This is a genomic window from Kribbella sp. (assembly GCF_035687465.1).
Taxonomy (GTDB): domain Bacteria; phylum Actinomycetota; class Actinomycetes; order Propionibacteriales; family Kribbellaceae; genus Kribbella.
On sequence record NZ_DASRXP010000008.1, the window covers coordinates 1 to 23,722 of the forward strand.

The window sequence follows — 23,722 nt, forward strand, 5'->3', positions numbered from 1 at the left end:
GCCATGCCATCAACCCGGACAGGGCGCTGCCGACCACCTGGAGTGGACCGAAGGTGGGAAAGGCCGCCTCGAGCTCCAGCCGGCGCAGTACTTGCCAGGCCTCGGTCTGCAACGCCTCGGCCCGCGCCAGAAGATCCGTCATCCCCAAGACGTTAGGGTCCGGCCGCAGTCACCGCCACCGGTTTGCCGTCGGCCCCTAGCGCTGGATCGGGGTTGACCCAGGGTAGGTCCAAGACCACCTTCGAGCGGGGGTCTGAGGCTCCTGTGCCAGGGCGCCGCGTTGCCGACGATCGAGGCATGACAACGACGACCGCCGTCCCGCCGCCTGCGCCGACTCTGCCGAGCAGTCCGCACCGCCTGCACCGCCCGTTGCTGGCGGTGGCGATCGCCCTCGCCGCGCTGACCCTGGTCGGGATCGGCGGCGCGCTGTTCGACGACCGCGACCTGCTCGGGCACCCGATCTGGATGAAGCCGCTGAAGTTCATGATGAGCTTCGCCCTGTACTGCGTGACGCTGGCCTGGATGTTGTCGCTGCAGACAAAAGCAAGGCGGCTCGGCTGGTGGATGGGCACGGTGGTCGCCGCCGGAGTCGCGGCCGAGATGGTGCTGATCGTCGGCCAGGTCGTCGTCCGCGGCCGCCAACTGCACTTCAACATGTCCACTCCGACCGACACACGGTTCCACGACCTCATGGCCTTGACCGTCTATGTCATCTGGGCGGCCGTGTTCGTGGTCGCGATCCAGCTGCTCTTCGACAAGCCCGGCGACAGGGCACTGCGCTGGAGCATCCGGTTGGCCCTCGGTACCACTCTCGTCGGCATGCTGCTCGGCACCCTGATGTTCAGGGCCACTCCTGTCCAGCAGCAGGCGATCGACGCGACCGGCCGGGAGGACTTCTTCGGCTCGCACTCCGTCGGCGTGGAGGACGGCGGACCCGGCATGCCGATCACCGGCTGGAGCACCGAGGCCGGCGACCTGCGGATCGGCCACTTCCTCGGCGTCCACGCGCTGCAGGCCATCCCGTTGCTTGCCCTCGGCCTCGTTCTGCTCGCCCGGCGGTACCCGGCCCTGCGCCCGGAGGGCCCGCGGATCGCGCTGGTTGTGATCGGCTCGGCGGCGTACGCGGGACTGATCTGGCTGGTCACCTGGCAGGCGCAGCGGGGCGAATCCCTCGTGCATCCCACCGCGCCGACACTGTTCGCAGCCGGGTCGTTGCTGACCGCCACCCTTCTCCTGTCGCTCGCAGTACTGCTCCGCACACGAAGGAGAACCCTCGTCTCCGCGTGACTCCGGTGATTTGCCTTCCGCAGCGGGTTGGCCGCCCTTAAGGTCTAGCGCGGACGGGGCGTGGAGGACGACCCGCGCGAACTCGATGGAGCGTTGCAAGTGAGAGTTTCAGGCAAAGGGCGGGGACTGCTGGCGGTCGCCGCGGTGTCCGCCACCACCCTGCTCGCCGTGACGGCCGGTGGCGGCGCGTCGGCGACGACGACCGCCGGCCCGGACGCGAAGGCCCCGGGCGACGCGAGCAAGTCGGCCACCGGCAAGGAGCGGAAGGGCAACTTCGACGCCCGGACGCCGAGTGCCCGGGCGAACTACAACCGCGCGGCCAAGGTCGTCGGCAAGGAGACGGCGGCCTCGGAGAAGTTCCGCGACTCCCTCGGCAGCCAGGGTGTCGTCGACGTCGACGCGAACACCGGTACGCCGTCCCAGGTGACGAAGCTGAACGGCTTCCTCACCGGCCCGAGCGCCAAGAAGGCCCAGGACATCGCGCTGGCCTATGTCAAGGCGCACCCCGAGGTCTTCAAGCTGTCGGCGTCCGACCTCGGCACCCTCAAGCTGCGCACGGACTACGTCGACGACCTCGGCACCCACCACATCTCGTGGACCCAGGTGGTCGACGGCATCGAGGTGTTCGGCAACGGTCTGAAGGCCAACGTCACTAAGAAGGGCCAGCTCGTTTCGGTCCAGGGTGCGCCGGTCGCCGGCCTCGTCAGCCAGGCCCAGAGCCGGTCCGCCACCCCCAAGGTGAGCGCCGCCGGCGCCCGCTCGGCCGCGGCCGGGGACATCAGCGGCACGCTGAAGTCCGCGTCCGCCAAGACCACCGGCGTGATTACCAAGTGGAGCAACGGCGACACCGCCGAGCAGGTCTGGTTCCACACCGCCGATGGCCTGCGCAAGGCCTGGTCCACCTACACCAACACGGGTGGCTCGCTGATCTACACGCACGTGGTCGACGCGCAGACCGGCGCGGTGCTCTACCGCCGCGACCTGGTCGCCGAGGGCAACGGCGACGCGCTGGTGCAGGACAACTACCCGGGCGCGCCCAAGGGTGGCACGCAGCGCACCGAGAACCTGATCTACAACAAGTGGCTGCCGAAGACCGCGAAGACCCTGCTCGAGGGCACCTCGGTCGCCGCCTTCGCCGACGTCAACGACGACAACCAGCCGAACGTCGGCGAGACCGTCAAGGTGCCGGGCACGCCGACCACTTCGCAGTACAAGCTGGTCCCGTTCCAGGGCACGCTGTGCTCGGCCGCGTTCATCTGCACCTGGGACCCGGCCAAGCCGGATTCCTGGAAGACGAACATGAACCAGGACGTGACGAATGCGTTCTACCTGGCCAGCAACTTCCACGACTGGCTGGCCAAGCCGCCGATCAGCTTCACCCCGGCGGCCGGCTCCTTCGACGCCGCAGGCAGCGACCCGGTGCTGCTGAACGCACTGGACGGCGCGGCCACCGGTACCGACGGCGGACCGGACGTGAACCACCTCAACAACGCGAACATGTCCACTCCGCCGGACGGCACCCCGCCGACCATGCAGATGTACCTGTTCGGCGGCGAGGGCTCCGTGGCGACCAGCTCCGGCAGCTCCGCGGACATCCTGTACCACGAGTACACCCACGGTCTGTCCAACCGCCTCGTCGTCGACGCCTCCGGCAACTCGACGCTGAACAGCATCCAGGCCGGCTCGATGGGTGAGGCCTGGAGCGACTTCTACGCGGAGGACTACCTGGCCTCGCACAACCTGGAGAAGGACACCACAGCTCCCGGCGAACTGCTGGAAGGCAAGTACGTCACCGCCGGCAGCACCATCCGCACCCAGGCGCTGGACTGCCGGGTGAAGGCCGTCGCCGCGAACTGCGTCGGCGCCGACGGGTCGAAGGGCGGCTACACCTACGGCGACTTCCCGACCATCGGTGGCAGCCCCGAGGTGCACTCGTCCGGTGAGGTCTGGGCCCAGACCCTCTGGGACCTGCGGGAGCGGTTCGGCCGCACCTATGCGCTCAGCATCATCACCCGCGCGATGGAGCTGTCCGCGGCCGACCCGACCATGCTCGACATGCGCAACGCGATCGTGCAGGCCGACCTGATCGCCAGCGGCGGCAAGAACGCCGGCACCATCTGGCAGGTCTTCGCGAACCGCGGCATGGGCTGGTACGCCGGTGTCGTGGACGGTGGTGACTCCTTCCCGGCCGAGGACTTCCATCTGCCGCCGACCGGCGCCACCACCACCCTCTCGGGCAAGGTGACCGACAAGGACACCGGCGCTCCGGTGGCCGGTTCGCTGGTCTTCATCGGTGGCCACGCCTCCGGTTACGCCGGCGACTACTCCGCCGTGACCGATGCCGAAGGCAAGTACTCGATCACCGACGTCGCGCCGGGCACCTACCCGAAGCTCGTCGTCGCGGGCACCGGTTACGAGCTGCTGACCGTGCCGGTCGTGGTCAAGAGCGGTGCGTCCGCGAACTTCGCACCGCGGCGCGACTGGGCCTCGGCCGCCGGCGGTGGCACTGTGGCCGCCCACAACGGACCGGACCTCAGCAGCTTCGGCTGCGGACCGGGCGCTGCGATCGACCTCGCGCAGGGCACCGGCTGGGGAAGCACAACGGGTGACGACGAAGGCACCGCGACCGGCGTGATGGTGCCGAAGCACATCGACATCGCGCTGCCGGCCGCTGTCACCGTGACCAAGTTCTCGGTGGACCCGTCGAACGTCTGCGGCGACCCGGCCAGCTCGGCGACCGGTAAGTACCGGATCGAGACCTCGGTCGACGGCACGACCTGGGCGCCCGCCCAGGAAGGTGAGTTCACCGCCGCGAACCGCGGCAAGTACAACGAGCTCACCCCGACCGGCAACACCACCGGCGTGAAGTTCGTCCGGTTCTGGATGCTCAGCCCGCAGGTTCCGGACTTCGCGACCAACTGCCCGGACGGTGGGTTCGGTGGCTGCGAGTTCACCGACATGACGGAGATCCAGGTCTACGGCACCAAGTAACAACAAGCAGTGGGAGGACTGTGGTGGCCGGCTGGTTGGTCGGCCACCACAGTCTTGCTCCGAGTGAGACAGAACACGCTGGGGTGATGAGGCCCTCACCGACATGACTCACCGGTAACCAACCAATAACATCGCTGGTATGCAGATCCTCGCCATCGTCGTCTCGCTCGCGGTCGCCGCTGTCGGCGTCGCGTTGTTCGGCAAGACGATCGGGCACATGGTGTCCGTCATCAAGCTCGGCCAGCCGGCCAGCCGTACCGACAACCCGGGCCAGCGCACCGCGACGCTGGCCAAGGAGTCGCTGCTGCACACCCGCATGCTGCAGTGGAGCCACATCGGCGTACTGCACTGGTTCGTCGCGTTCGGCTTCATCGGGTTGTTCCTCAGCCTGGTGACCGCCTTCGGGCAACTGTTCGACGCGCACTGGGTGCTGCCGGTGATCGGGCATTGGTTCGTCTTCGAGTGGGTCAGCGAGTTCCTCACCTGGACCGGGCTGATCTCGATCGTGGGACTGATGGCGATCCGGCTGCGGAACCTGCCCCGCGGGGAGAAGGGCCGATACAGCCGGTTCTTCGGATCGCGGGCCTGGCAGGCGTACTACGTCGAGTACACGATCCTCGGCGTACTGATCTGCATCCTGCTGCTCCGTGGGCTGGAGTACGAGCTGGGCGAGGCGTCGCGGTTCCACTTCCCGACCACCTTCTTCGTCGGTGACGGGCTGTTCGGCGGCTTGAGCGAGCACGGGCTCGAGAACGCGATCTACCTGGTCGCGATGGTGAAGATCCTGATCTCGTTCGCCTGGATGATCACCATCTCGCTGAACGCCACCATGGGCGTGGCCTGGCACCGGTTCACCGCCTGGCCGAACATCTGGTTCAAGCGCAAGGCCGACGGCGGTACGGCGCTGGGCGCGCTACAGCCGATCATGATCAAGGGCGCGCCGATCGACTTCGAGAACATCGAGGAACTCGACGAGGACGCCGCCCTCGGGGTCGGCAAGGTCGAGGACTTCACCTGGAAGGGTCTGCTCGACTTCACCACCTGCACCGAGTGCGGGCGCTGCCAGTCGCAATGCCCGGCGTGGAACACCGACAAGCCGCTCTCGCCGAAGCTCGTGATGATGAATCTCCGCGAGCACGCGTACGCCAAAGCGCCGTACCTGCTGGCCTCCTCGGACGAGGAACGCAAGTCGCTGCCGGACCTGGTGCTGGCCGAGCAGGATCGGCCACTGGTCGGACCGGCCGATGTCGCCGTGATCGACGAAGAGGCGCTGTGGGCCTGTACTTCGTGCGGCGCGTGCGTGCAGCAGTGTCCGGTCGACATCGAGCACGTGGACGCCATCATGGACATGCGGCGCTACCAGGTGCTGATCGAATCGTCCTTCCCCTCCGAGCTGAACGGATTGTTCAAAGGCCTGGAGAACAAGGGCAATCCGTGGAACATGAACCCGTCCGGCCGGATGGACTGGGCCAAGGGCCTGCCGTTCGAGGTCAAGCAGGTCGGGACCGATGTGGAGACGCTGGCCGAGGTCGAGTACCTGTTCTGGGTCGGTTGCGCGGGGGCGTATGAGGATCGCGCCAAGAAGACGACCCAGGCTGTCGCGGAATTGCTGAACATCGCGGGCGTTTCGTTCGCAGTACTGGGTGATGGTGAGACCTGTACGGGCGATCCGGCGCGGCGGGCGGGCAACGAGTTCGTCTTCCAGCAGTTGGCGATGCAGAACGCCGAGGTGTTCAAGGAGACCGGCGCGAAGAAGGTCGTCTCCACCTGCGCGCACTGCTTCAACACGCTGAAGAACGAGTACTCCCAGCTCGGCGTCGAGCTGGACGTCATCCACCACACGCAATTGCTGAACCGCCTGGTCCGCGAGGGCAAGCTGACCCCGGTGGCCCCGGCGGACAGCTCGCTGAACGGCCAGAAGATCACCTACCACGACCCGTGCTACCTCGGCCGCCACAACCAGGTGTACGACGCTCCGCGCGAACTGCTCGAAGTGATTCCGGGCGCCGAGTTCGCCGAGATGCCGCGGAACCAGACGAAGTCCTTCTGCTGCGGCGCCGGCGGCGCGCGGATGTGGATGGAGGAGAAGATCGGCACCCGGATCAACCTGAACCGGACCACCGAGGCGGTCGAGACGGGCGCGGACAAGATCGCCACCGGGTGCCCGTTCTGCCGGGTGATGCTGTCCGACGGCCTCACCGCCAAGCAGGCGGACGGCTCCGCGAGCGAGTCCGTCGAGGTCGCCGACGTCGCCCAACTCCTCCTCGCCTCGGTCAAACGCACCTGAGAAGGCCCTTACGTCCGAAGGTTCGTGGGGCAGGCCCCGCGCACCTTCGGACGTAAGGTTGTTTGCAGGTTGTGGCAAAGCGCTTTCCCCGGGGAGGGATTCGGCCGTAGGATCCGACGGCTTGATCTCTGGGAGGGGAAAAGTTGTGAGGATTCATGTTCGGGCGGTAGCCGCTGTCGCCATAGTTCCACTGTTGCTGGGGGTCGCCGCCTGCGGTGGCGAGGAGAAGGCGACCGGCACCCTGCCGTCGTCGGCGCCGACGACGGCGGTCGAGAAGACCATCACGGCGGCCCCGCCGAAGGTGGCCCAGCCACCGGTGGCCCGGCTGACGAAGGCCACCTTCGTCCCGGCCATGAACACCGCACTCGCCAGCCAGAAGACCTGGCGGACGACCGCGAGGATGACGGCCGGCGGCGAGACGGTGATGACGATTACCGGGTTCCAGCAGTCCGAGCCGATGGCCATGTCGATGGAGATGAGCGGCGTCGCCTTCAATGGCGGCAAGGCCAAGGTCATCGTCGTCAACGACACCGCCTATGTGTCGATCCCCGGCGCCACTCCGGCCGGTAAGTACCTCAAGCTCGACGCGAACGACCCGGAGGTCGGCTCGCTGGCCGACAGCGGCGACCCGACCAAGACGTTCAAGGCGTTCGAGAAGTCCCTGCGCAACGCCAAGTTCGTGAAGACGGAGACCATCGACGGCCGGAAGCTGGATCGCTACGACCTGACGGTCGACACCGCCTCCGCCCTGCGCGCCCAGGGCAAGACAGTGCCCAAGGGAACGCCGAAGACGCTGACCTACTCGGTCTGGATGGACTCCGCCAAACTGATTCGCCGACTGTCCTTCGACCTCGCCGGGGTCGCGATGGTGATGAACATGACCGACTACAACAAGCCGGTCACCATCAAGGCGCCGCCGGCGAGCAAGACCATCACTCGCTGACCAACGGTTGTTCCTATGGGGGGAATATCGTGAGGTTTTCTGCACGGGCCGCGGCCGCTGTCGCCGCCCTGCCACTGGTCCTCGGTGTCGCCGCCTGCGGCATCGAGGACACCGCCGGGGGCGGAACGAAGCCGCCGGCCAGCAAGCCCACCGCGGCACCACTGAAGGCACCGGCCCGGCTGACCCTCGCGAACTTCTCACCCGCGATGAATGCCGCCAACGCCAAGGCGACATCCATGGAGTCGGTGCTGCGGATCAACTCCGACGGCCAGGTCGTCACGATGACGATGGCACAGACCCTCAAGCCGTTCGCCACGAAGCTCGACATGAGCAGCGCGGCACTGGGTGGGGCGGCTCACGTCATCGCGATCAAAGGCACTCTGTACGTGTCGGCTCCGAATGCCGCCCCGGCCGGCAAGTACCTGAAGATCAACCTCAAGACCACCAAGGACCCGGCGCTTGCTTCGCTGGGCGAGATGCTCGAAGGTGCCGACCCGGTCAAGTCGGTCAAGTCGTGGGACAAGGCCCTGCGCAAGGTCAAGTTCGTCAAGACCGAGACACTCGGCTTCCGCAAGGTGAACCGGTACCAGTTGACCGTGGACAACGCCGTCGCGTACGGCGTCTCGGCCAAGAAGCTGTCGGCGGTGGGTCTGCCGAAGTTGTCGGTCTACACAGTCTGGGTCGGCGCCGACAACCTGATGTACAAGATGGCCTACAAGATGGGCGCCATGGACATGCAGGTCACCGTGTCCAGCTACAACGCGACGGACACGATCAAACCACCGCCGGCGAACAAGATCGTCACCCGCTGAAGCCTTCCGGCGGCCGGAATCGGACAGATCCCGAGCCGCCGGAAGATTCCTTCCGTAATCTGACGTTGGTCAGGTAGTCGCTTACCTGTTCCTGAAGTGATCATGTCGGATGATCGGGTGGGTTGGTGACGATGAAAGACATTCGCTCGGGCTCTACCCGTCGGGGCTTTCTGACCGTGACCGGGGCGGCTGCCGCGCTGGCGCTGACCGGGAACCTGCCAGAAGTCGGCACCGCCAAGGCTGGACCGACCGCGGGGGTGGACCGTCGCGATCCGTTCACTCTCGGGGTCGCTTCTGGTGATCCGCTGCCGGGGGCGGTGGTGATCTGGACCCGGCTGGCTCCCGAGCCGCTCGCGCCCTTCGGCGGGATGGATCGCCGGCCGGTCGAGGTCCAGTGGCAGGTCGCCGAGGACGAGAGGTTCCGCCGGGTCGTGCGCCACGGCTCCACCCAGGCCCGGCCCGAGGCGAGTCACTCGGTGCACGTCGACGTACAGGGTCTGCAGCCCTGGCGGCACTACTGGTACCGCTTCCGCGTCGGCAACCAACTCAGCCCGGTCGGCCGGACCCGTACGGCGCCGTCAGCGCAGACGACTGTGCCCGTGATGTCGATGGCGTTCGCCTCTTGCCAGGCATGGTGGGAGGGCTGGTACACGGCGTACGCGGACATGGCGAAGCGGGACCACGACCTGGTCGTCTTCCTGGGCGACTACATCTACGAGTTCGGCATCGACCGTGGCGTCCGGCCGCACTCGAACGAGGACTACGTGACCCGGCAGACGGTCACGCTCGACGAGTACCGGAACCGCTACGCGTCGTACAAGATGGATCCGGATCTGCAGGCGGCACACGCGGCGGCGCCCTGGGTGGTCACCCTGGACGACCACGAGGTGGTCGACAACTGGGCCGACGAGGCCCACCCGAGCGCGCCGCCGGCCCAGTTCCTGGTACGCCGGGCCAACGCCTTCCGCGCGTACTGGGAACACATGCCGCTGCGGCTCGCGCAGTTGCCGAAGGGCCCGGACATGCAGCTCTACCGGCGGATCCAGTACGGCCGCCTGGCGGAGTTCAGCGTGCTCGACACCCGGCAGTACCGCTCCGACCAGGCCTACGGCGACGGCTCGAAAGCACCGGGACCGGAGACGAAGGACCCGGCCCGCACGCTCACCGGGGCCGCCCAGGAGAAGTGGCTGCTCGACGGCTGGTCCGCCTCGCGGGCGCGCTGGAACGTCCTCGCCCAGCAGAACGCGCTGGCCCGGCTCGACGTCAAGGACGGCCCGGAGATCCTGGTCCCGATGGACACCTGGGACGGCTACGAGGCCTCCCGTGACCGGGTCCTCGGCGGCGCCCACCAGCGCAAGGTCCGCAACCTGGTCTCGATCGGCGGCGACCTCCACCGCAGCGTCGCCTCCGACCTGAAGCTGGACTTCTCCGACCCCGACTCCCCGACCGTGGGCAGCGAGTTCGTCGGTACGTCGATCTCGTCCGGGCTGGACGGGATGGACCTGGATCCAGGTGGTCTGACACTGCTGCGGGAGAACCCGCACATCAAGTACGGCAACTTCCAGCGCGGCTACGTCAGCTGCACGATCACACCGCGGCAGTGGATCTCCGACTACCGCGTGGTCGACCGGGTCACCGTCCCGAACGGCACTGTCAGCACCCGCGCCAAGCTCCTCGTCGAGGACGGGCGCCCCGGGATCCAGACCCTCTGAGGAGAGACCTGATGACCAGCTCCAGGCGCCGATCCGGCTTCGTCCTCGTCACCTCGGTCGCGGCCACCGTGGCCGCTTCCACCATCATTTCGTTGCTCAGCGCAACCACCGACCCGGGCGGCTCGTCCGCGGCCGCCGGTGAGCCCGCAGCGTCCGCCTCCGCCGAAGGCGCCGGCTGGCCCGGCCACGGCTCGCGCCCGGTCACGGTGTCGACCGATCCGCAGCAGCTCAGCGTGGTCGGCCTGCCCTGCTTCCCCGGCAACCTCGCGCTGACGATGACCAACACCGGCAAGGAGCCCCGGTACGCCGATCTGACGCTGGACCCGAGTGGTCCGCTGACGCTTTCGCGCGAACTGTTCTCCTCCTACCTTCCGGCGCTCGACCCAGATCAGCCCGTGACCGCACCCGTCGAGGTCCGGGTTCCTCGTGACTCGAAGCCCGGCAGCTACAAGATCGACCTGGAGGTCGACAAGACGAAGCTGACCGTGCCGGTCCAGGTGAATCCCTTGCCGCCGAAGGGTCCGGGCAGCAACGTCGCGCTCGGCGAGCAGGCGGCGGCGTCGTCCACCCACGGCAACTTCGCACTCTGTGGCGCGGTCGACGGCGACAAGGACTCCGAACACTGGGACACGCTCACAGGGTGGAACGACGGCACCCGTGCGATCTTCCCGGACACGTACGACGTCGCCCTGGCCGCGCCGACCACGATCGACCGGGTGGAGCTCTACACGCTCGACTCGGTCAAGTACCCGGCGGCGACCAATGGAATGCGCGACTGGGATGTCCAGGTCCGGAGCGGCAGCGGTGCCTGGCAGACGGTCGCCCAGGTCCGCGCCAACGTCGCCGGCCACGTCACCTCGACCTTCTCCCCGACCCAAGCCGACGCCATCCGAATCCTCGCCCTAGCCGGCAACGGCAACACCTACTCCCGCATAGTCGAACTAGAGGCCTACGGCAGCTGACCCTTTGCCCTTCTCCGCTTGCGTCCGAAGAACTGGAGGGACGTCCCGCTAGTTCTTCGGACGTAAGGGCTTTAGTGGAGGTATGAGGCGCCGTTGAAGTCGAGGACGGCGCCTGAGGACCAGCCGGCGGCCGGGGATGCGAGCCAAACGACTGCCGCAGCGACCTCCTCGGGCGTCGCCACCCTGCCGAAGGGGCTCTGAGCGCGGATCGCATCCCCGCGCGGACCCTCCAGCCACTCCTCGGTCATGTCGGTGACGATGAACCCAGGCGCGATTGACGTCACCGTGATGTCATGAGGCGCCAGCGCCACCGCCATCGACTGCCCAAGGGCGTGCAATCCAGCCTTGCTCGCCCCGTAAGCGGGCACATCGGGCTCTCCCCGATACGCCCCGCGCGACCCGACGTTGACGATCGCACCCCGTCTGGCGCCCTCCGCCGGCTCCTTGTCGAGCATCTGCCGGGCCACGCACCAGGTCAGATGAGCCGCACCCTCGAGGTTCACCGCCAGCGTCCGCCGCCAGATCGCCACCCAGTCCTCGTACGACGTGTCCGCCAGCGGATGGCCAACCCGCCGGGACCCCCCGACCGGTTCATCCACGAACAGCGCGGCATTGTTCACCAGTACGTCGATCCGCCCGACCGCTGCAACAGATTCCTCAACCACAGAAGGGATTGCAGCCGAATCACCCAGGTCCGCGACGACTACCGCATGTCCCTCGCCGGGCAATTCCTCGAGCACGGCCCGGGCCTTGTCGACCGCCCCACGGCAATGCAGCACGACCCGGTCCCCGGCCGCCGCGAAGGCTTTCGCCACCTCGGCCCCGAGGCCTCGCGACGCCCCTGTGACGAGCACTCCTCTGGACACGTTGCTCCCTCTCTTTGGACTGGCCCTCATTCTGCCCTGATGTCACCTTCGCCGTCAGTTGACATCACTAGGGGTTGACAGTGACGTCACGATGACGTCAGTATTGCCGTCATGGAACTTGATCACTATCTCGAGTCGGTCCGCCGTAGCGTGGAGAACGCCACCGCGTTGGCCGACGACCAAACTCGCTCCGTGGCCCAGCGCCTCGGAGCCACGCTGGATGACGCGGGCCGCCTGGCCCTCATCTCAGCCCTGTCCGACGCCGCCGGGGAGATCAGCCGCGAGCTGTCCCCCGGTTCGGTCGAGCTCCGGATGGCCGCCGGCCGCCCCGAGTTCGTGGTCACGCCGGCCCCCAGCCAGCTGACCGGACCCGACGACGAGCTGGACGACGACGACAACGATGACGAGCCGGTGGCCGAAGACCTCGCGCCGGACGCCGACGAGCCGACCGCACGGATCACCCTGCGGCTGCCGATGTCGGTGAAGAACAAGGTGGACGAGTCCGCCGCGAGCGAGGGCATCTCCTCGAACGCGTGGCTGATGCGCACCGTGATGACCGCCCTGACCGGTGACCGCGGTCGCCCACCCCGCCCGCCCCGGCCGCCGCGCTCTCAGCGCGTGTTCGGCCAGGACGGTGTCTTCGGTCCGCAGGGACCGCTCGGACCGGAGGGCGTGTTCGGCCCGGGCGGCGTGCTCGGACCCGACGGTCCGTTCGGCCCCGACGGCGTCTTCGGACCCGAGGGACCCCGCCGCGGCGAGCGTCGCGGCGACCGTGGTGAACGCGGCGAACGCCGTGGCAACCGCGACCGTGACCGTGACAGCAACCGTGGGCACCGCCGGGGAGACCGCGGCGACCGCGGCCCCGGCCAGCGGATGACGGGGTGGGCCCAGTGAGCGGCTTCAGCAGCCAACTGGCCGAGAAGTTCGACCGGGTCCGGATCGAGATCGGCTCCGGCCAGGTGGAGATCGTGCCCGGCGACGAGCCGACGGCCGCGATCGAGGTCGACAGCGGACCCGAGGAGGACGTGATCTTCAAGGTGGCCGACGGCGAGCTGATCGTCCAGGGCCCGAAGAACGTCCGCCGCGGCCCCGAGATCCAGGTCCGGATCCAGACCCCGGCGACCTTGGACGCCCGGATCAAGACCGGCTCGGGCGACATCTCCGCCAGTACTCCGCTGGGCGTGGCCCGGCTGTCCACCGGGTCGGGCGACATCCGCGCCGAGCGGATCGAGGGTGACCTGGCTGCCACCACTGGCAGTGGAGACATCCGGCTGGAGCACGCCGCGGGCACCGTCCGTGCAGGCACCGGCTCGGGCGCGATCGACATCGGCCAGGCTGCCGGGATGGTCGGCCTGACCAGCGGTTCCGGCGACATCCGGATCGGCGACGCGTTCGGCCCGACCACCGTCAAGGTCGGTTCGGGCGACATCACCATCGAGCGGATCCGCGACCACTCGGTCGCCACCTCCGGCTCCGGTGACGTCACCGTCGAGCTGGCCGACGGCCCGAGCGTCCGGGCTGAGACCGCGAACGGCGACGTGCGGATCGGCGTACCGGACGGTGTACCGACGTACCTCGACCTGAAGACCGTCACGGGCCAGATCCAGTGCGACCTGGAGCCCGGCGAGAAGCCGGCCGAGGGCGAGCGCTCACTGATGCTGCGGGCGCGCACCGTGTCGGGCGACATCACCGTCCTCCGCGCCTGAACCACGAGGGGCCCGAGCCGGAGGGGTCCGGGCCCCAGGCAACAAAGTTCGATCACACCTGAGTTCGACCGAGTGAGGGGAGCAGCACGATGATCACCGAACAAGCAGAGGTCGCGCGGTACCGGGTCGCCGAACAGATCCGGGCCGCCGAGGCACACGCCCTGGTCAAGGAGAGCATGGAGGCCGGTCGACCGGCCGGAACAACAGGTCCGCGGCACGAACTGGCCGGAGTACTGCGCCGGTGGGCGGACTGGATCGAGCCCGAGCAGCGGCGGCACAGTACGGGGTTGTCGGTCGTCCGCTGAGGGGCGACCGGCGGCCACCCGGGCTGTCCACAGGCTTGCAGCTTGGTGCGATCGGGAGACCCGCTGACGCTGCTAGCGTTCAGGCCGTCACTCTTGGTCGACCCTTGGGGAGAGAATCGATGTTGCGTCCGTTGATCGCCGCGACCGCCGTGGTCGCACTGCTGGCCGGCTGCAGTGGCGGTGACGACACGAAGTCAGACTCGAGCACGGGAGACGGCGGTGGCGAGAGCGCCTCGACGCCGAACGCCCCGAACGTTCCGTCCTTCGACCCGCCGAAGGGCTTCGTCGCCGCCGCGGCGATCGGCGAACCCGACATCCCCAAGCTCGTCGAGTCGAAGATCAAGGCCGGCATGATCGGCCGGATCGCGCTCTACGCGACCCAGGCAGGTATCAGCGGAGCCGACGCGGCCGGCCAGAGCAGCTCGTGGAACGTCCCGGCCTCGGACGTGTCGACGACCACCACCTCGGACGTGACGAAGCCGGTCGCCGTTCAGCTGAACGGCAAGGAGGCCGTCGCTGTCGCGTTCGTCCAGCGGGCGCAGGGCACCGGCACCCAGAAGGCTCGCGGCCAGATCAACTTCCTCTGGCTCGACCCGGCCGACGGCAAGAAGCTGGCTCAGGTCATCCTCGACCTCACGGCGGCCGTCGGTCCCGACGAGGGCGGCGACGACGTCCTCAGTCAGGCCGCGGATCCGGCCACCGGGCAGCTCGCCATGGGCTTGTCTCCAGACTCCGAAACAGCCGCCAAGAAGGTCGGCCAGTTCACCGTCTACGCCGATCCCGCCACCCAGAAGGGCTCGGTGATCCCGAACCTGCGGGTCGCCGGTCTGCTCAACGGCGTCGTCGCCGGCGCCCGGGGCGACGGCCACGAGGGCAGCACGGAGCTCTCGGCAGCGCTGGTCGACGCGACCACCGGCGCGGTCAAGAAGAACACCCCGATCGCGATGAACTACCTGAACCCGGTAGCGGCGGCCCCGAAGCACGGCTACCTGACCGGCCAGAAGTACGTCAGCCCGCCGGCCGGTAAGTACGAGGGCCACTATGTGTCGTCGATCTACTCGATCGACCTGACTACTGGCGCCGTGGTGGAGTCCAAGTTCGCGAACACCACCGACGACCCGCCGGGTCGCAACTGCTGGTCGGACGAGCAGACCGCCGTGGTGTGCAACAGCGGGGAATACCTGAAGCCGAGTACCGAGATCTTCGGCATCGACGACACCACCGGCAAGAAGGTCTGGGGCTACACCTCGACGTCCGGTAGCCGAGTGGTTCCGGAGATCACCGCGGCGTACCACGGCGTCGTCTACACCCAGGCCGAGGCACTGCCGGTCCTGATGGATGCCAAGACCGGCCAGGACATCCCCACCCCGACGCCGACACCGGCCGACGGCAGCACCCCGTCGACGCCCACCGACACCTCGTCACCGACGTCCGAGACCACTCCGACGGACGGATCGAGCCCGTCGCTGGGCGGCGATTCCGACCTGTCGCTGCTGAGGGACAAGGTGAAGTCGCCGACCGCGGTCTCGCCGTACGGTGGCACCTACCTGCAAGACCCGCTCGGTGACGACCTCGAGCACGTGAAGATCCTGATCGTCCTGAAGGCCACCGCCTGACCGTCGACGCAGCAGGGGCCCCAGCTTCCACTGGGGCCCCTTTGCGTGCGGCAGGTTCAGAGGTCGGTGCGGTGGAAGTTCTTGTATGAGCGGGACGGTGTCGGGCCGCGCTGGCCCTGGTAGCGGGAGCCGTACTTCTCCGAGCCGTACGGGTGCTCGGCCGGTGACGACAGCCGGAAGAAGCACAGCTGACCGATCTTCATCCCGGGCCACAGCTTGATCGGCAGCGTCGCCACGTTGGACAGCTCCAGCGTGACGTGGCCGGAGAAGCCGGGATCGATGAATCCGGCGGTGGAGTGGGTGAGCAGACCGAGCCGGCCCAGCGAGGACTTGCCCTCGAGCCTCGCCGCCACGTCAGCGGGCAGCGTGATCTGCTCATAGGTGGAGCCCAGCACGAACTCACCGGGGTGGAGGATGAAGGGCTCCTCGCCCTCCGGTTCGACCATCCGGGTCAGGTCGGGCTGTTCCTCGGCCGGATCGATGTGCGGGTACCGATGGTTCTCGAAGACCCGGAAGAACCGGTCCAGCCGTACGTCGACACTCGACGGCTGCACCATCGCAGCATCGAACGGGTCCAGCTGGACCCGCTTCGCGTCGAGCTCGGCCAAGATGTCACGGTCGGAGAGCAGCACGAACGCAACTTACCGCAGGTGCTGCCACTCCGTCTGTTGCTGCTCCGACGGCCCGGTAGCGGGTGAACCCCACTGGCCGCACCCCGTCGGCTCGGTCTGCCGCCGTCCGGACCCCTCAGCTCTCCGGAACACGGCTTCCCAACGGGGCCGTCGGCAACGGCTAGTCGGCCAGCTTGTTGAACTTGGAGACCTGTGTCGCGAAGGTCTTCACCTGAGCCGGCGACCAGTCCTTCAGCAGGTCCTCGATCACCTTGTGCCGCTTCTTCCGCGCCGCGGCCAGCTTGCGCTTACCGTTCGCCGTCAGCGTCAGCAGCGTCGCCCTGGCATCGGACTTGTCGGCGGCCCGCTTCAGCAGACCCTCCTCCTCCAGGCGGGCGCAGGCCCGGCTGACCGGCCCCTTGTCCACCTCGAGCGCCGCGACCAGATCGGCCATCCGCACCGGTGCGAGCTCCTCGACATGGTTCAGCAGTGCGTACTGCGCCGGCTCCAGGTCCGGGTGTGCCTCGTCGGACAGCGTCCGCTGCAGACCACGCAGCCGGCGCGCCAGTGTGACGAGCTCCCGTTCGAGATTGTCCAGCGCGTCACTAGTGTCAGTTGCCACCTGTTCACCCCTTCTTTTTCAGTTGCCCCGCAACCATCTTGTCCGGTCCCGGCAAGGACCGCATCCTCACGTTGCGTCGAATGTTGCCCCCGGCAACGCGTTCTAATCTGCCAGAAGATGACGGGCCTGCCCAGCCCCTGGCGCGCCCAATGTCTAAAAACTGCCCGATAACCCCCCGTGCAAACCGCGCGGGCGACCAGGTATGATCCTTCGCATTGCCGGTCCCGGCCGGCAATCCGCGGGTGTAGTTCAATGGCAGAACATCAGCTTCCCAAGCTGACAGTGCGAGTTCGATTCTCGTCACCCGCTCCAGTTGTCAGAACATGACAAAAGCCCAGGTCAGAGGCATGTTGCCTGACCTGGGCTTTCTCGTTTGCCCACCCGTCACCGCGGGTAGCGTGCCATTAGCCGACGACCACCCGGGGCGCCGGCCGCCCCGTCGTCCCCATCCCCGCAATCGTGCCGCCCCTCCTCTGCAGAACCGCTCGTGCCGTCGGTCCCAGGGTGCCCCTCGATCTCAGCCGCTCCATTCGATTTCCGCATGACCTTCGATTTGGTTGCCTTGGAACCCTTTTCTTGCCCTTCGGCTTCTTCGCCGGATCGGAAGACCGAACACGAGCGAGAACACAAGAGCGTCCGGCGCGGGCCCGTAGTGCTCGTCGAGGTGGGCACGGAGCAGCGTCACCAGGGACACCGGTATAGACATGGTCCGGACGCCGGCGCGAGACTTCGGCGGCCCAAGCATGAGTCTTGCCGAGCCCTGGGACTAGAGGGTGCCGGTCAATGCCAGGACTCCCGGGGCGTCGGTCAGACCGGTGGCGCGGACGGTCCTGACCGCCGTCCACGAACCATCGGAGCGGCGGATGTTGTGCCTGATGATCTGGCTGGCGTTTGCGGTGAAGTCGATGATCCCGACCTGCATTTCGCCGCCGACGTTGGCTGCGCTGATGTCCACAGGCGAGTAGTTGGAGAAAGCGGCCACCTTCCTGAACCGCTGCCAGGATCCGTCCCCTCTACGGATGGCGTGGTAGACCTCGCTGGAACCGCTCACCACTACGACGTGGAGCTGCGCGCCGATCCCTGCCAAGGCCACGTCGAGGACGTCGTTGGCGATATCACCGGCCGCGCTCTCGATGTTGCCCCAGTTGCTCCATGTCCCATCCGAGGCTCGAATGGCGTGGAGAAGTTTGCCATCTGTGACGACCGCGGTATGGATCGTCGTGCCGACTCGGGCGGTGGCGACATGACTGATGCGCCCGAAGGTTCGGAGAGTCACCCAACGGGGCTGCCAGCTCGCGTCTTCGTTGCGGACGGTGTGGTACAGGGTCCTGCCACCTTCGGAAGCGCCGAAGACGTGCAGCTCGCGTCCGAGGGAGGCGACCGCGACGTGGGGCGCGCCCGTGGTGGGGCCCGATTGCGAGGGGATGGGGCTGAACGCCGTCCAGGAACCGTCGGAGCCGTTCCGGACGCCGTGGCTCGGAGCCCCGTTGTTGAGCGCTGCGACCAAGTGGAGGTCCTTGGACATGCCGACGCAGGAGACGCGGTAGAGCGTGCGGGGAGGAGAAGTGTCGACTTCCACCCAGCTCGGCTTCCAGGTGCCGTCTCCAGCTCGCGTCTGGTGCATGAGGTCGCCGTTCGCCTGGCCCGCAAGAACATGCGCGTTCCAGTCGGCGGGGGCGGCCGAGGCCGCTGCTGAGGCGAGTGCGCCAAGGCCAGTGCCGACCACAGCGGCGGCGGGGACGGCGAGGAGCGAACGGTTGAATTGCCGGCGGCTGATCGAGGTCATGTCGATTCCTTGATACTAGAGCGAGCTTGCGGGCCAATGCATTGCGCAGTTCGCTGTGCGTCCTTGCGCATTCCCTGCGCAGTGCGTTGGCTGATCAGGAAGGCACCGGAGACCAATGTCCCCGGGGATGCCCTCGATGCATTCTGGGGACTAGCCCTGACACGCCACTGCCCGTACTCCGCCCGTACCGCTCCAGCTGAACCTCTCCCAGCGTCTCGGTGCCTTGGGCATCAATCGTTTGTCAGGCCCTGCTCAGCCCCGGAAGGTGGCGGTCAGAGTACGGCCGTGCAGGTGATGGGTGGTGAAGGTCAGCCGGGTACCGATGAGGGTGTGCGCGAGCTGGATGCCAGGGTCGGCCGCGACCTTGATGAGCCATCTCGCCGGGATGGTCAGGGTGATGGTTGCCCTGTCCATCGTCGGGTCGGAGACGGCGAAGGTCGTCGTCCGGTCAGGTAGTTGCCGGGTGAGAACCGAGGCCGGGCCGTCGATGATCAGGCCGTGGACCTGATGCTTGCCGGCAGTGAAGGTGTTGGCCGCGATCAGGTTCAGCGTGGTGTGCCGAATCGCCTGGAGGCGGGTCGTGTTGGCAAGGATCTGCAGACGGCCATGGACGTACGACTGGAGCTTGGCTTCCGTTGCGTGCGGCACGAGCGCCCACGCCAACGCAGTACGGGCTCGTGCTGCTTGGTTGATGGAGACGCCGAAGACCTTGCGGGTGATCGCGGTGTCGGGGTTCGAGGTGCGGACCACTCGACGGCTGCGGGTCACGTCGGCGAGGTCGACGGAGACCCGGTTCGGTTGGAAGAAGTAGTACCCGAGCGAGGTACCGGCGGTTGTGTTGGCGTAGCGGAGCCACCTGAGGTCAGCGGCGCCCGTGCCGGAGTACGGGCGGCCGTTGCGTAGCACTCCGGAGATCTGTAGTTGATCCGTGGGCGCCGCGATACGCGCATCGATCGAGGTGGTGACGGCTCTGGTCGAGTCGGTCACCCCGGCGGCGAGGACGACGATCTCGTCGTCGAGCATGAACCACGACTTGGTCGACTCCGCGTTGCGGTAGACCACGAAGTCGTCCGGCAGGATCGCCTGGTCCGCGTACGCCTCGTCGCTCGACTGGATCCAGCCGGCAGCGCCGTACGGGCCGAGGGTGGCGCCGCCGGAGTACTGGTTGGTGCCGCGCGGGAAGTAGACGTACTGGTTCTGCGATTCCGATGACGAAGTGAAGTTCAGCGGATGACCGGGGTTGTCGTAGTACGGCGTGCCGTAGAGCTGTGGGATCGTCTGCCGTTGCTCGACGGGCGCGGTGACACCGGCCAGCCCGTACGGCGAGACCGTGGTGAAGTAGTCGACGCCGAACGCCTTGGTCTGGTCCTGCCCGGTCAGATAGAGGTAGTACGCGCCGTCGCCCTGGAACCACGGCATCAGGTTCTCGCCGCTCATGTACTCGTACTTGCTGATCCGGTCCGAGTTCCGTGCCAGCGCGAAGGCATAGCCCGGCCGCCGGTGCACGTTCTTGTCCATCGCATTGAAGGCGATCGAACTCGACAGCGGATTGAGATCGGCGGGCTTCACGGTCGCGTCGCCAGTGATGTCGGCGAACCGGGCCACACTGACGGGCGAGACGAAGGCGTTGGGGTTCAGCGTCGGGCGGGCGGTGTACTTGACGTAGCCCTTGAGCAGCGCGGCGTCGGCGGGCGTCGCGTAGTCCGAGAGGTCGACGATCGCCTCGATCACGACCGCCACGTCGTCGTACCCGGTGGCGGTGCGGGAGACCGCGCGGCCCTTGACGATCTCCATCATCCAGCCCTCGAAGATCAGCGGCGCGAATCCGGTCTCCACCCAGCCCTGGACCACCTGGACGAGGTCGTCGCTCTGCGCGTACTCCGTGCCGTCGAGCATCTTGATCGTCTGGACCACCCGGCTGAGCAGCGCCTTGCCGTAGGAGCCGGTGTACGCGACCGAGCTGTGCTGGATGAACGAGCCGTCCGCGTAGTGCCCGTCGGTGACGCCATGCTGGAGGTTGTACGGGTCGATCGTGGCGAAGACGGTGAACTGGTCCGCGAGCGCCTTGCGGATGCGCTCGTCGTCGCCCAGCAGTGCGCCCTGGATGATCCGGTTGGTGGTGATGTCGGCGAGATTGGCGCCGGTGTGGAACCGCGAGTCGAGGTTCACGTCGCCATTGGTGCCGTTGCGGAGATACGCGTCCGCCGACGCGACGTACAGGCTGATCAGGTCTGGCGGGGCCGCGAGCAGCGCGAGGGTCTTGGCTACGAAGCCGGAGATCCCGATCTCCCAGGTGAACCAGTTGCCGTAGTACCCCTTCGACTGGTCCCCGTAGTAGTTGGCATGCAACCACCGCAACTTGTCGAGCACCCTCGCCTGTACTGCGCTGTTGCCCTGCAGGTCCGACGCCGGCCCCGGACGCCTCGTGGCGAGCGCGATCTCGTACAGATGCTGGTACGACCCGCTCAGGTTCGGGTCGCTCGTCCCGAGCGGCAGCCCCGCGAACAACTCCCCCGCCCCAGCACGATCCATCGCGGCCAACCAGGTCCGCGCCGTCGTATCCATCCCCGCCACCTTGGCGGCGACCTCCGGCCTCGCGTTGGACTCGGCAGTCCCCGCGAGAACCGCGATCAGGTTTTCCAGCAACTGCCCACCCTCGGCGGCCGTCGCCCCCAAGGCGGAGGCAGGCTTCACCGCCGTCAGCAACGCAGCGGCAGGCACGAACGACAGCAAACGGCGACGACTGATCTCCACAGCAACTCCCAGGCGGATGGGAAAAACCTCACCCCCGGAGTCAATCAGCCGAAACTATCCCACGGCAACCGCTTACCACTTCTTTCGATCCCCTCGGCGACTACGGAAGTCACCCGACAGCGAGGACCGAGCTATCGACTGTGAGCACCGAGTCGCCGGAAAGCGATTGCCGACAGCACAGCCCCCACACTCACCACAACCCACCCCCGACTGGCGACCCAATGCACCACCCGGCGGCCCCGAGCTCACCACCTCGCAAAACAGCCGACTGGTCCAGCCGGCCGATGGCGGCCCATTCGACCGATAGCGCCGTGTAGAGCGCTATCGGTCGAAGGAGCCTGGTAGCGGGTTGCTCCCGGTTCGGCCGGTATCGGGTTGTTCGACCGGTGGCGCCGAGTAGGGCGCTATCGGTCCCGCCAGCCGCCAGGCCCCCGCCACGATCTGGAGCCCGGCCCCCCACCCGGACCCACAGAACTCGCTGAAACCACCCCCGGCCAGCGATTGCCGGACAGATTCCGTGGAGTTCTGTAGGTACGGAGGGGGCCGGGCACCGCTTCCGGCGGATGTCGTGGTGAATGGTCACACAATCGTGGACCGGCAAACCCCGGAACCACCCGAGCAGGTGGAACCACAGGATGCAGCGGAGCCCGCGTAACCACCCCGCCAATGCCTAACGCGCAACCACATCACCAACACCCCAGCGCACCCCCAGCCCTCAGAGGTTCAGGAGCCGCCGGCGCCTACGAGTTGGGTGTCGAGGGAGAGGATGCGAAGTTTGCCCTTGCCCTTCAGCGGGATGACGAGAGCGGTTTGGTGGAGGTAATCGGCGTACAGGGTGTTGCTGTACCTCACGTTGTCGCTGAAGGCGGTGACTGCGCCGCTCTTCCAGAAGGCAGTCGAGTCGGACTCGACGCGCGACTGGTACGACTCGTTCAGTGCGAGGAAGACCAGTGCCTCACCGGTGGACGTGATGAAGGTGAGCGGGTCGCCGGACGTGCTGAAGGTGTCGGTGACGGTGGACAGGTAGCTCTGCTTGGTGTCCTCGACCTTGTCCTTGGCCCGGCCGTTCAGCAGGTTCAGGGTGCCCGGCGACGGCGCGAACAGGCCCGCCTTCGGTGACTTGGGGCCGCCCGTGAAGTAGGCGGCGAGGTTGGCCGCGGCCGACTGCGGCAGGCTGGACAGCTTGTTCATGTCCGCCTTGGTCGGCACCCGGAGCCCCTCCATCGACGGCACCTTGATCGTCGTCGGCGGATAGACGGAGTACGTCAGCGCCCACGGCGCGCCCGCGTTCTTGCGCTCCCAGACGCCGAGTTGCTGGCTGTCCTTGGAGTTCGAGAGCCCCGAGCTGACCACGAACCGCATCGGATAGGCGCCGTACTGCGGGGCGCCGATCTGCGGCTTGGTGTACGTGAACGCCGACGCCTTCTTCTTGTCGGCCGCATCCAGCTTGCGGTCGACCTTGTAGCCGGCCCGGGTCATCGCGAGCGTCGGTTCGTCCTCGATCGTCTCGGACAGCTTCTCGTCGCGGGTGGCGTTCGCCTTATTGTTGATCTCGTTGTACCGCTTCACGACCGCCTGCCCGTCCGCCACGGTGACCGCGGGCCGGCTGACCTCCTCGTGACTGACGTTCTTCGGCGGCACCGAGGCGCACCCGGTTGCCACCAGCAACAACGAGACCCCGGTCGCCACGGCCGCAGTACGCCGTACCGGTCCTTGGTAGGTCGGGCTCCGGTACGCCGGGGGATCGTACTGCGCGGCAGGTGGCACCACCGGCAGGGGTACCACCGGAGGACGACGCTTGCGGTGGAACATCAGGAACAACCCGCCCACGAGCAACACCAAGCCGGCCAGGAGCACCAGCAGGCACGTCACGAAGAGCCCGTCCACCTCGACGCCGAGAGTCACCTTGGCATCCGGACCGGGAGTCCCGTCCGCGTTCATCACCACCACGTCGTACCGGCCGTCCGCCATCGGCCACGAGACCGCCTGCGTCCCCGTACCGCTGGCCTTGACGGTCCACCAGTCGAGGCCGGTCGGCGGGTTCAGCGGAGCTAGGCCGCCCTTCATCTCCTGGGTGTCGAACTTCGGCGGCAGGTTGAGCCGGACCACCCGCGTGTACTGCGCGCCGCCCAGGTAGCTCGACACGTCCAGATCCCGGCCGATCCCGACGAACACGGGCCGCTTGCTGCCGGCAGCCGTCACGTGCAGCGTCGGTCCATGCCGGTCCAGCAGATCCGGTGCGGTCATCAGGGCGAGACCCTTGCTGGCCAGGTGCTGCTCGCCGGTGTCGATCGTGCTGTCCGGTCCGACCAGCCAGAAGGCTGAGACCGCCCCGGCGATCGTGACCAGCAACCCCACCAGAGCCAGTAGCAGGCCGAGGACTACGCGGGCGAAACGCATGAAAATACTCCCGTTTGGATGGTTCCGACCCGAGGCGGACGGGCCGAGCGGGTCCGACCCTA

The 23,722-nt window shown here is 67.4% G+C and carries 17 protein-coding genes and 1 tRNA gene; 12 read left to right on the top strand and 6 right to left on the bottom strand.

The window, feature by feature from the left end:
- Positions 1-297: 297 nt before the first annotated feature.
- From VFG33_RS00155 to VFG33_RS00185, 7 genes are all read left to right on the top strand, one after another.
- Positions 298-1,287 (top strand): hypothetical protein, encoded by a 990-nt coding sequence (locus VFG33_RS00155; protein WP_325021001.1) that lies wholly within the window; start codon positions 298-300, stop codon positions 1,285-1,287.
- Between the two features lie 99 nt (positions 1,288-1,386).
- Positions 1,387-4,278 (top strand): M36 family metallopeptidase, encoded by a 2,892-nt coding sequence (locus VFG33_RS00160; RefSeq protein WP_325021003.1) that lies wholly within the window; start codon positions 1,387-1,389, stop codon positions 4,276-4,278.
- Between the two features lie 139 nt (positions 4,279-4,417).
- Entirely contained in the window at positions 4,418-6,565 is a 2,148-nt protein-coding gene (locus VFG33_RS00165) for a (Fe-S)-binding protein (protein WP_325021005.1), read from the top strand.
- A 145-nt stretch (positions 6,566-6,710) separates the two neighbouring features.
- Positions 6,711-7,508, top strand: a complete 798-nt coding sequence (locus VFG33_RS00170; protein WP_325021006.1) for an SCO4651 family lipoprotein — start codon at positions 6,711-6,713, stop codon at positions 7,506-7,508.
- A 29-nt stretch (positions 7,509-7,537) separates the two neighbouring features.
- Positions 7,538-8,320, top strand: a complete 783-nt coding sequence (locus VFG33_RS00175) for an SCO4651 family lipoprotein (protein WP_325021008.1) — start codon at positions 7,538-7,540, stop codon at positions 8,318-8,320.
- Between the two features lie 131 nt (positions 8,321-8,451).
- Positions 8,452-10,032, top strand: coding sequence for an alkaline phosphatase D family protein (locus VFG33_RS00180; RefSeq protein ID WP_325021010.1), 1,581 nt, complete (start codon positions 8,452-8,454; stop codon positions 10,030-10,032).
- Between the two features lie 11 nt (positions 10,033-10,043).
- Positions 10,044-10,994 carry a discoidin domain-containing protein gene (locus tag VFG33_RS00185; RefSeq protein WP_325021012.1) on the top strand — a complete coding sequence of 317 codons (951 nt, stop codon included), beginning with the start codon at positions 10,044-10,046 and terminating at the stop codon, positions 10,992-10,994.
- 71 nt (positions 10,995-11,065) lie between these two features.
- Here VFG33_RS00185 and VFG33_RS00190 read toward each other — a convergent pair whose 3' ends face one another.
- On the bottom strand, positions 11,066-11,860 hold the full coding sequence (locus VFG33_RS00190) for an SDR family NAD(P)-dependent oxidoreductase (protein WP_325021014.1): 795 nt from the start codon (positions 11,858-11,860) through the stop codon (positions 11,066-11,068).
- A 111-nt stretch (positions 11,861-11,971) separates the two neighbouring features.
- Between VFG33_RS00190 and VFG33_RS00195 the strand changes: the two genes are divergently transcribed.
- The 4 genes from VFG33_RS00195 to VFG33_RS00210 all read left to right on the top strand — a co-directional run bounded on the left by VFG33_RS00195 (position 11,972) and on the right by VFG33_RS00210 (position 15,487).
- Entirely contained in the window at positions 11,972-12,754 is a 783-nt protein-coding gene (locus tag VFG33_RS00195; protein WP_325021016.1) for a hypothetical protein, read from the top strand.
- Complete coding sequence (locus VFG33_RS00200; RefSeq protein WP_325021018.1) at positions 12,751-13,566, top strand: DUF4097 family beta strand repeat-containing protein; 816 nt, start codon at positions 12,751-12,753, stop codon at positions 13,564-13,566. Before VFG33_RS00195 ends, VFG33_RS00200 begins: the two co-directional genes overlap by 4 nt.
- An 89-nt stretch (positions 13,567-13,655) precedes the next feature.
- Positions 13,656-13,871 carry a hypothetical protein gene (locus VFG33_RS00205; RefSeq protein WP_325021020.1) on the top strand — a complete coding sequence of 72 codons (216 nt, stop codon included), beginning with the start codon at positions 13,656-13,658 and terminating at the stop codon, positions 13,869-13,871.
- A gap of 119 nt (positions 13,872-13,990) precedes the next feature.
- Positions 13,991-15,487, top strand: a complete 1,497-nt coding sequence (locus VFG33_RS00210; RefSeq protein WP_325021022.1) for a hypothetical protein — start codon at positions 13,991-13,993, stop codon at positions 15,485-15,487.
- 56 nt (positions 15,488-15,543) lie between these two features.
- Here VFG33_RS00210 and dcd read toward each other — a convergent pair whose 3' ends face one another.
- Positions 15,544-16,119 (bottom strand): dCTP deaminase, encoded by a 576-nt coding sequence (gene dcd / locus VFG33_RS00215; protein WP_325021024.1) that lies wholly within the window; start codon positions 16,117-16,119, stop codon positions 15,544-15,546.
- 160 nt (positions 16,120-16,279) lie between these two features.
- Positions 16,280-16,720 carry a MarR family winged helix-turn-helix transcriptional regulator gene (locus VFG33_RS00220; RefSeq protein WP_325021027.1) on the bottom strand — a complete coding sequence of 147 codons (441 nt, stop codon included), beginning with the start codon at positions 16,718-16,720 and terminating at the stop codon, positions 16,280-16,282.
- A gap of 238 nt (positions 16,721-16,958) precedes the next feature.
- On the opposite strand from VFG33_RS00220, the gene VFG33_RS00225 reads away from it, so the two are divergent.
- A tRNA-Gly gene (locus VFG33_RS00225) sits at positions 16,959-17,032 on the top strand.
- Positions 17,033-17,486: 454 nt separating this feature from the next.
- On the opposite strand, the gene VFG33_RS00230 is transcribed toward VFG33_RS00225, so the two are convergent.
- From VFG33_RS00230 to VFG33_RS00240, 3 genes are all read right to left on the bottom strand, one after another.
- The gene (locus tag VFG33_RS00230) at positions 17,487-18,506 is read right to left on the bottom strand and encodes a hypothetical protein (RefSeq protein WP_325021030.1); all 1,020 of its coding nucleotides are present in this window, start codon (positions 18,504-18,506) and stop codon (positions 17,487-17,489) included.
- 252 nt (positions 18,507-18,758) lie between these two features.
- The gene (locus VFG33_RS00235) at positions 18,759-21,260 is read right to left on the bottom strand and encodes a polysaccharide lyase family 8 super-sandwich domain-containing protein (protein ID WP_325021032.1); all 2,502 of its coding nucleotides are present in this window, start codon (positions 21,258-21,260) and stop codon (positions 18,759-18,761) included.
- 723 nt (positions 21,261-21,983) lie between these two features.
- Positions 21,984-23,660 carry a DUF8094 domain-containing protein gene (locus tag VFG33_RS00240; protein ID WP_325021034.1) on the bottom strand — a complete coding sequence of 559 codons (1,677 nt, stop codon included), beginning with the start codon at positions 23,658-23,660 and terminating at the stop codon, positions 21,984-21,986.
- Positions 23,661-23,722 lie beyond the last annotated feature (62 nt).

Bases quoted from the DNA above. Each gene is read 5' to 3' on its own strand.
- VFG33_RS00155 (WP_325021001.1), top strand. From the start codon at position 298: ATGACAACGACGACCGCCGTCCCGCCGCCTGCGCCGACTCTGCCGAGC.
- VFG33_RS00165 (WP_325021005.1), top strand. From the start codon at position 4,418: ATGCAGATCCTCGCCATCGTCGTCTCGCTCGCGGTCGCCGCTGTCGGC.
- VFG33_RS00180 (WP_325021010.1), top strand. From the start codon at position 8,452: ATGAAAGACATTCGCTCGGGCTCTACCCGTCGGGGCTTTCTGACCGTG.
- VFG33_RS00185 (WP_325021012.1), top strand. From the start codon at position 10,044: ATGACCAGCTCCAGGCGCCGATCCGGCTTCGTCCTCGTCACCTCGGTC.
- VFG33_RS00195 (WP_325021016.1), top strand. From the start codon at position 11,972: ATGGAACTTGATCACTATCTCGAGTCGGTCCGCCGTAGCGTGGAGAAC.
- VFG33_RS00205 (WP_325021020.1), top strand. From the start codon at position 13,656: ATGATCACCGAACAAGCAGAGGTCGCGCGGTACCGGGTCGCCGAACAG.
- VFG33_RS00210 (WP_325021022.1), top strand. From the start codon at position 13,991: ATGTTGCGTCCGTTGATCGCCGCGACCGCCGTGGTCGCACTGCTGGCC.
- VFG33_RS00230 (WP_325021030.1), bottom strand. From the start codon at position 18,506: ATGACCTCGATCAGCCGCCGGCAATTCAACCGTTCGCTCCTCGCCGTC.
- VFG33_RS00240 (WP_325021034.1), bottom strand. From the start codon at position 23,660: ATGCGTTTCGCCCGCGTAGTCCTCGGCCTGCTACTGGCTCTGGTGGGG.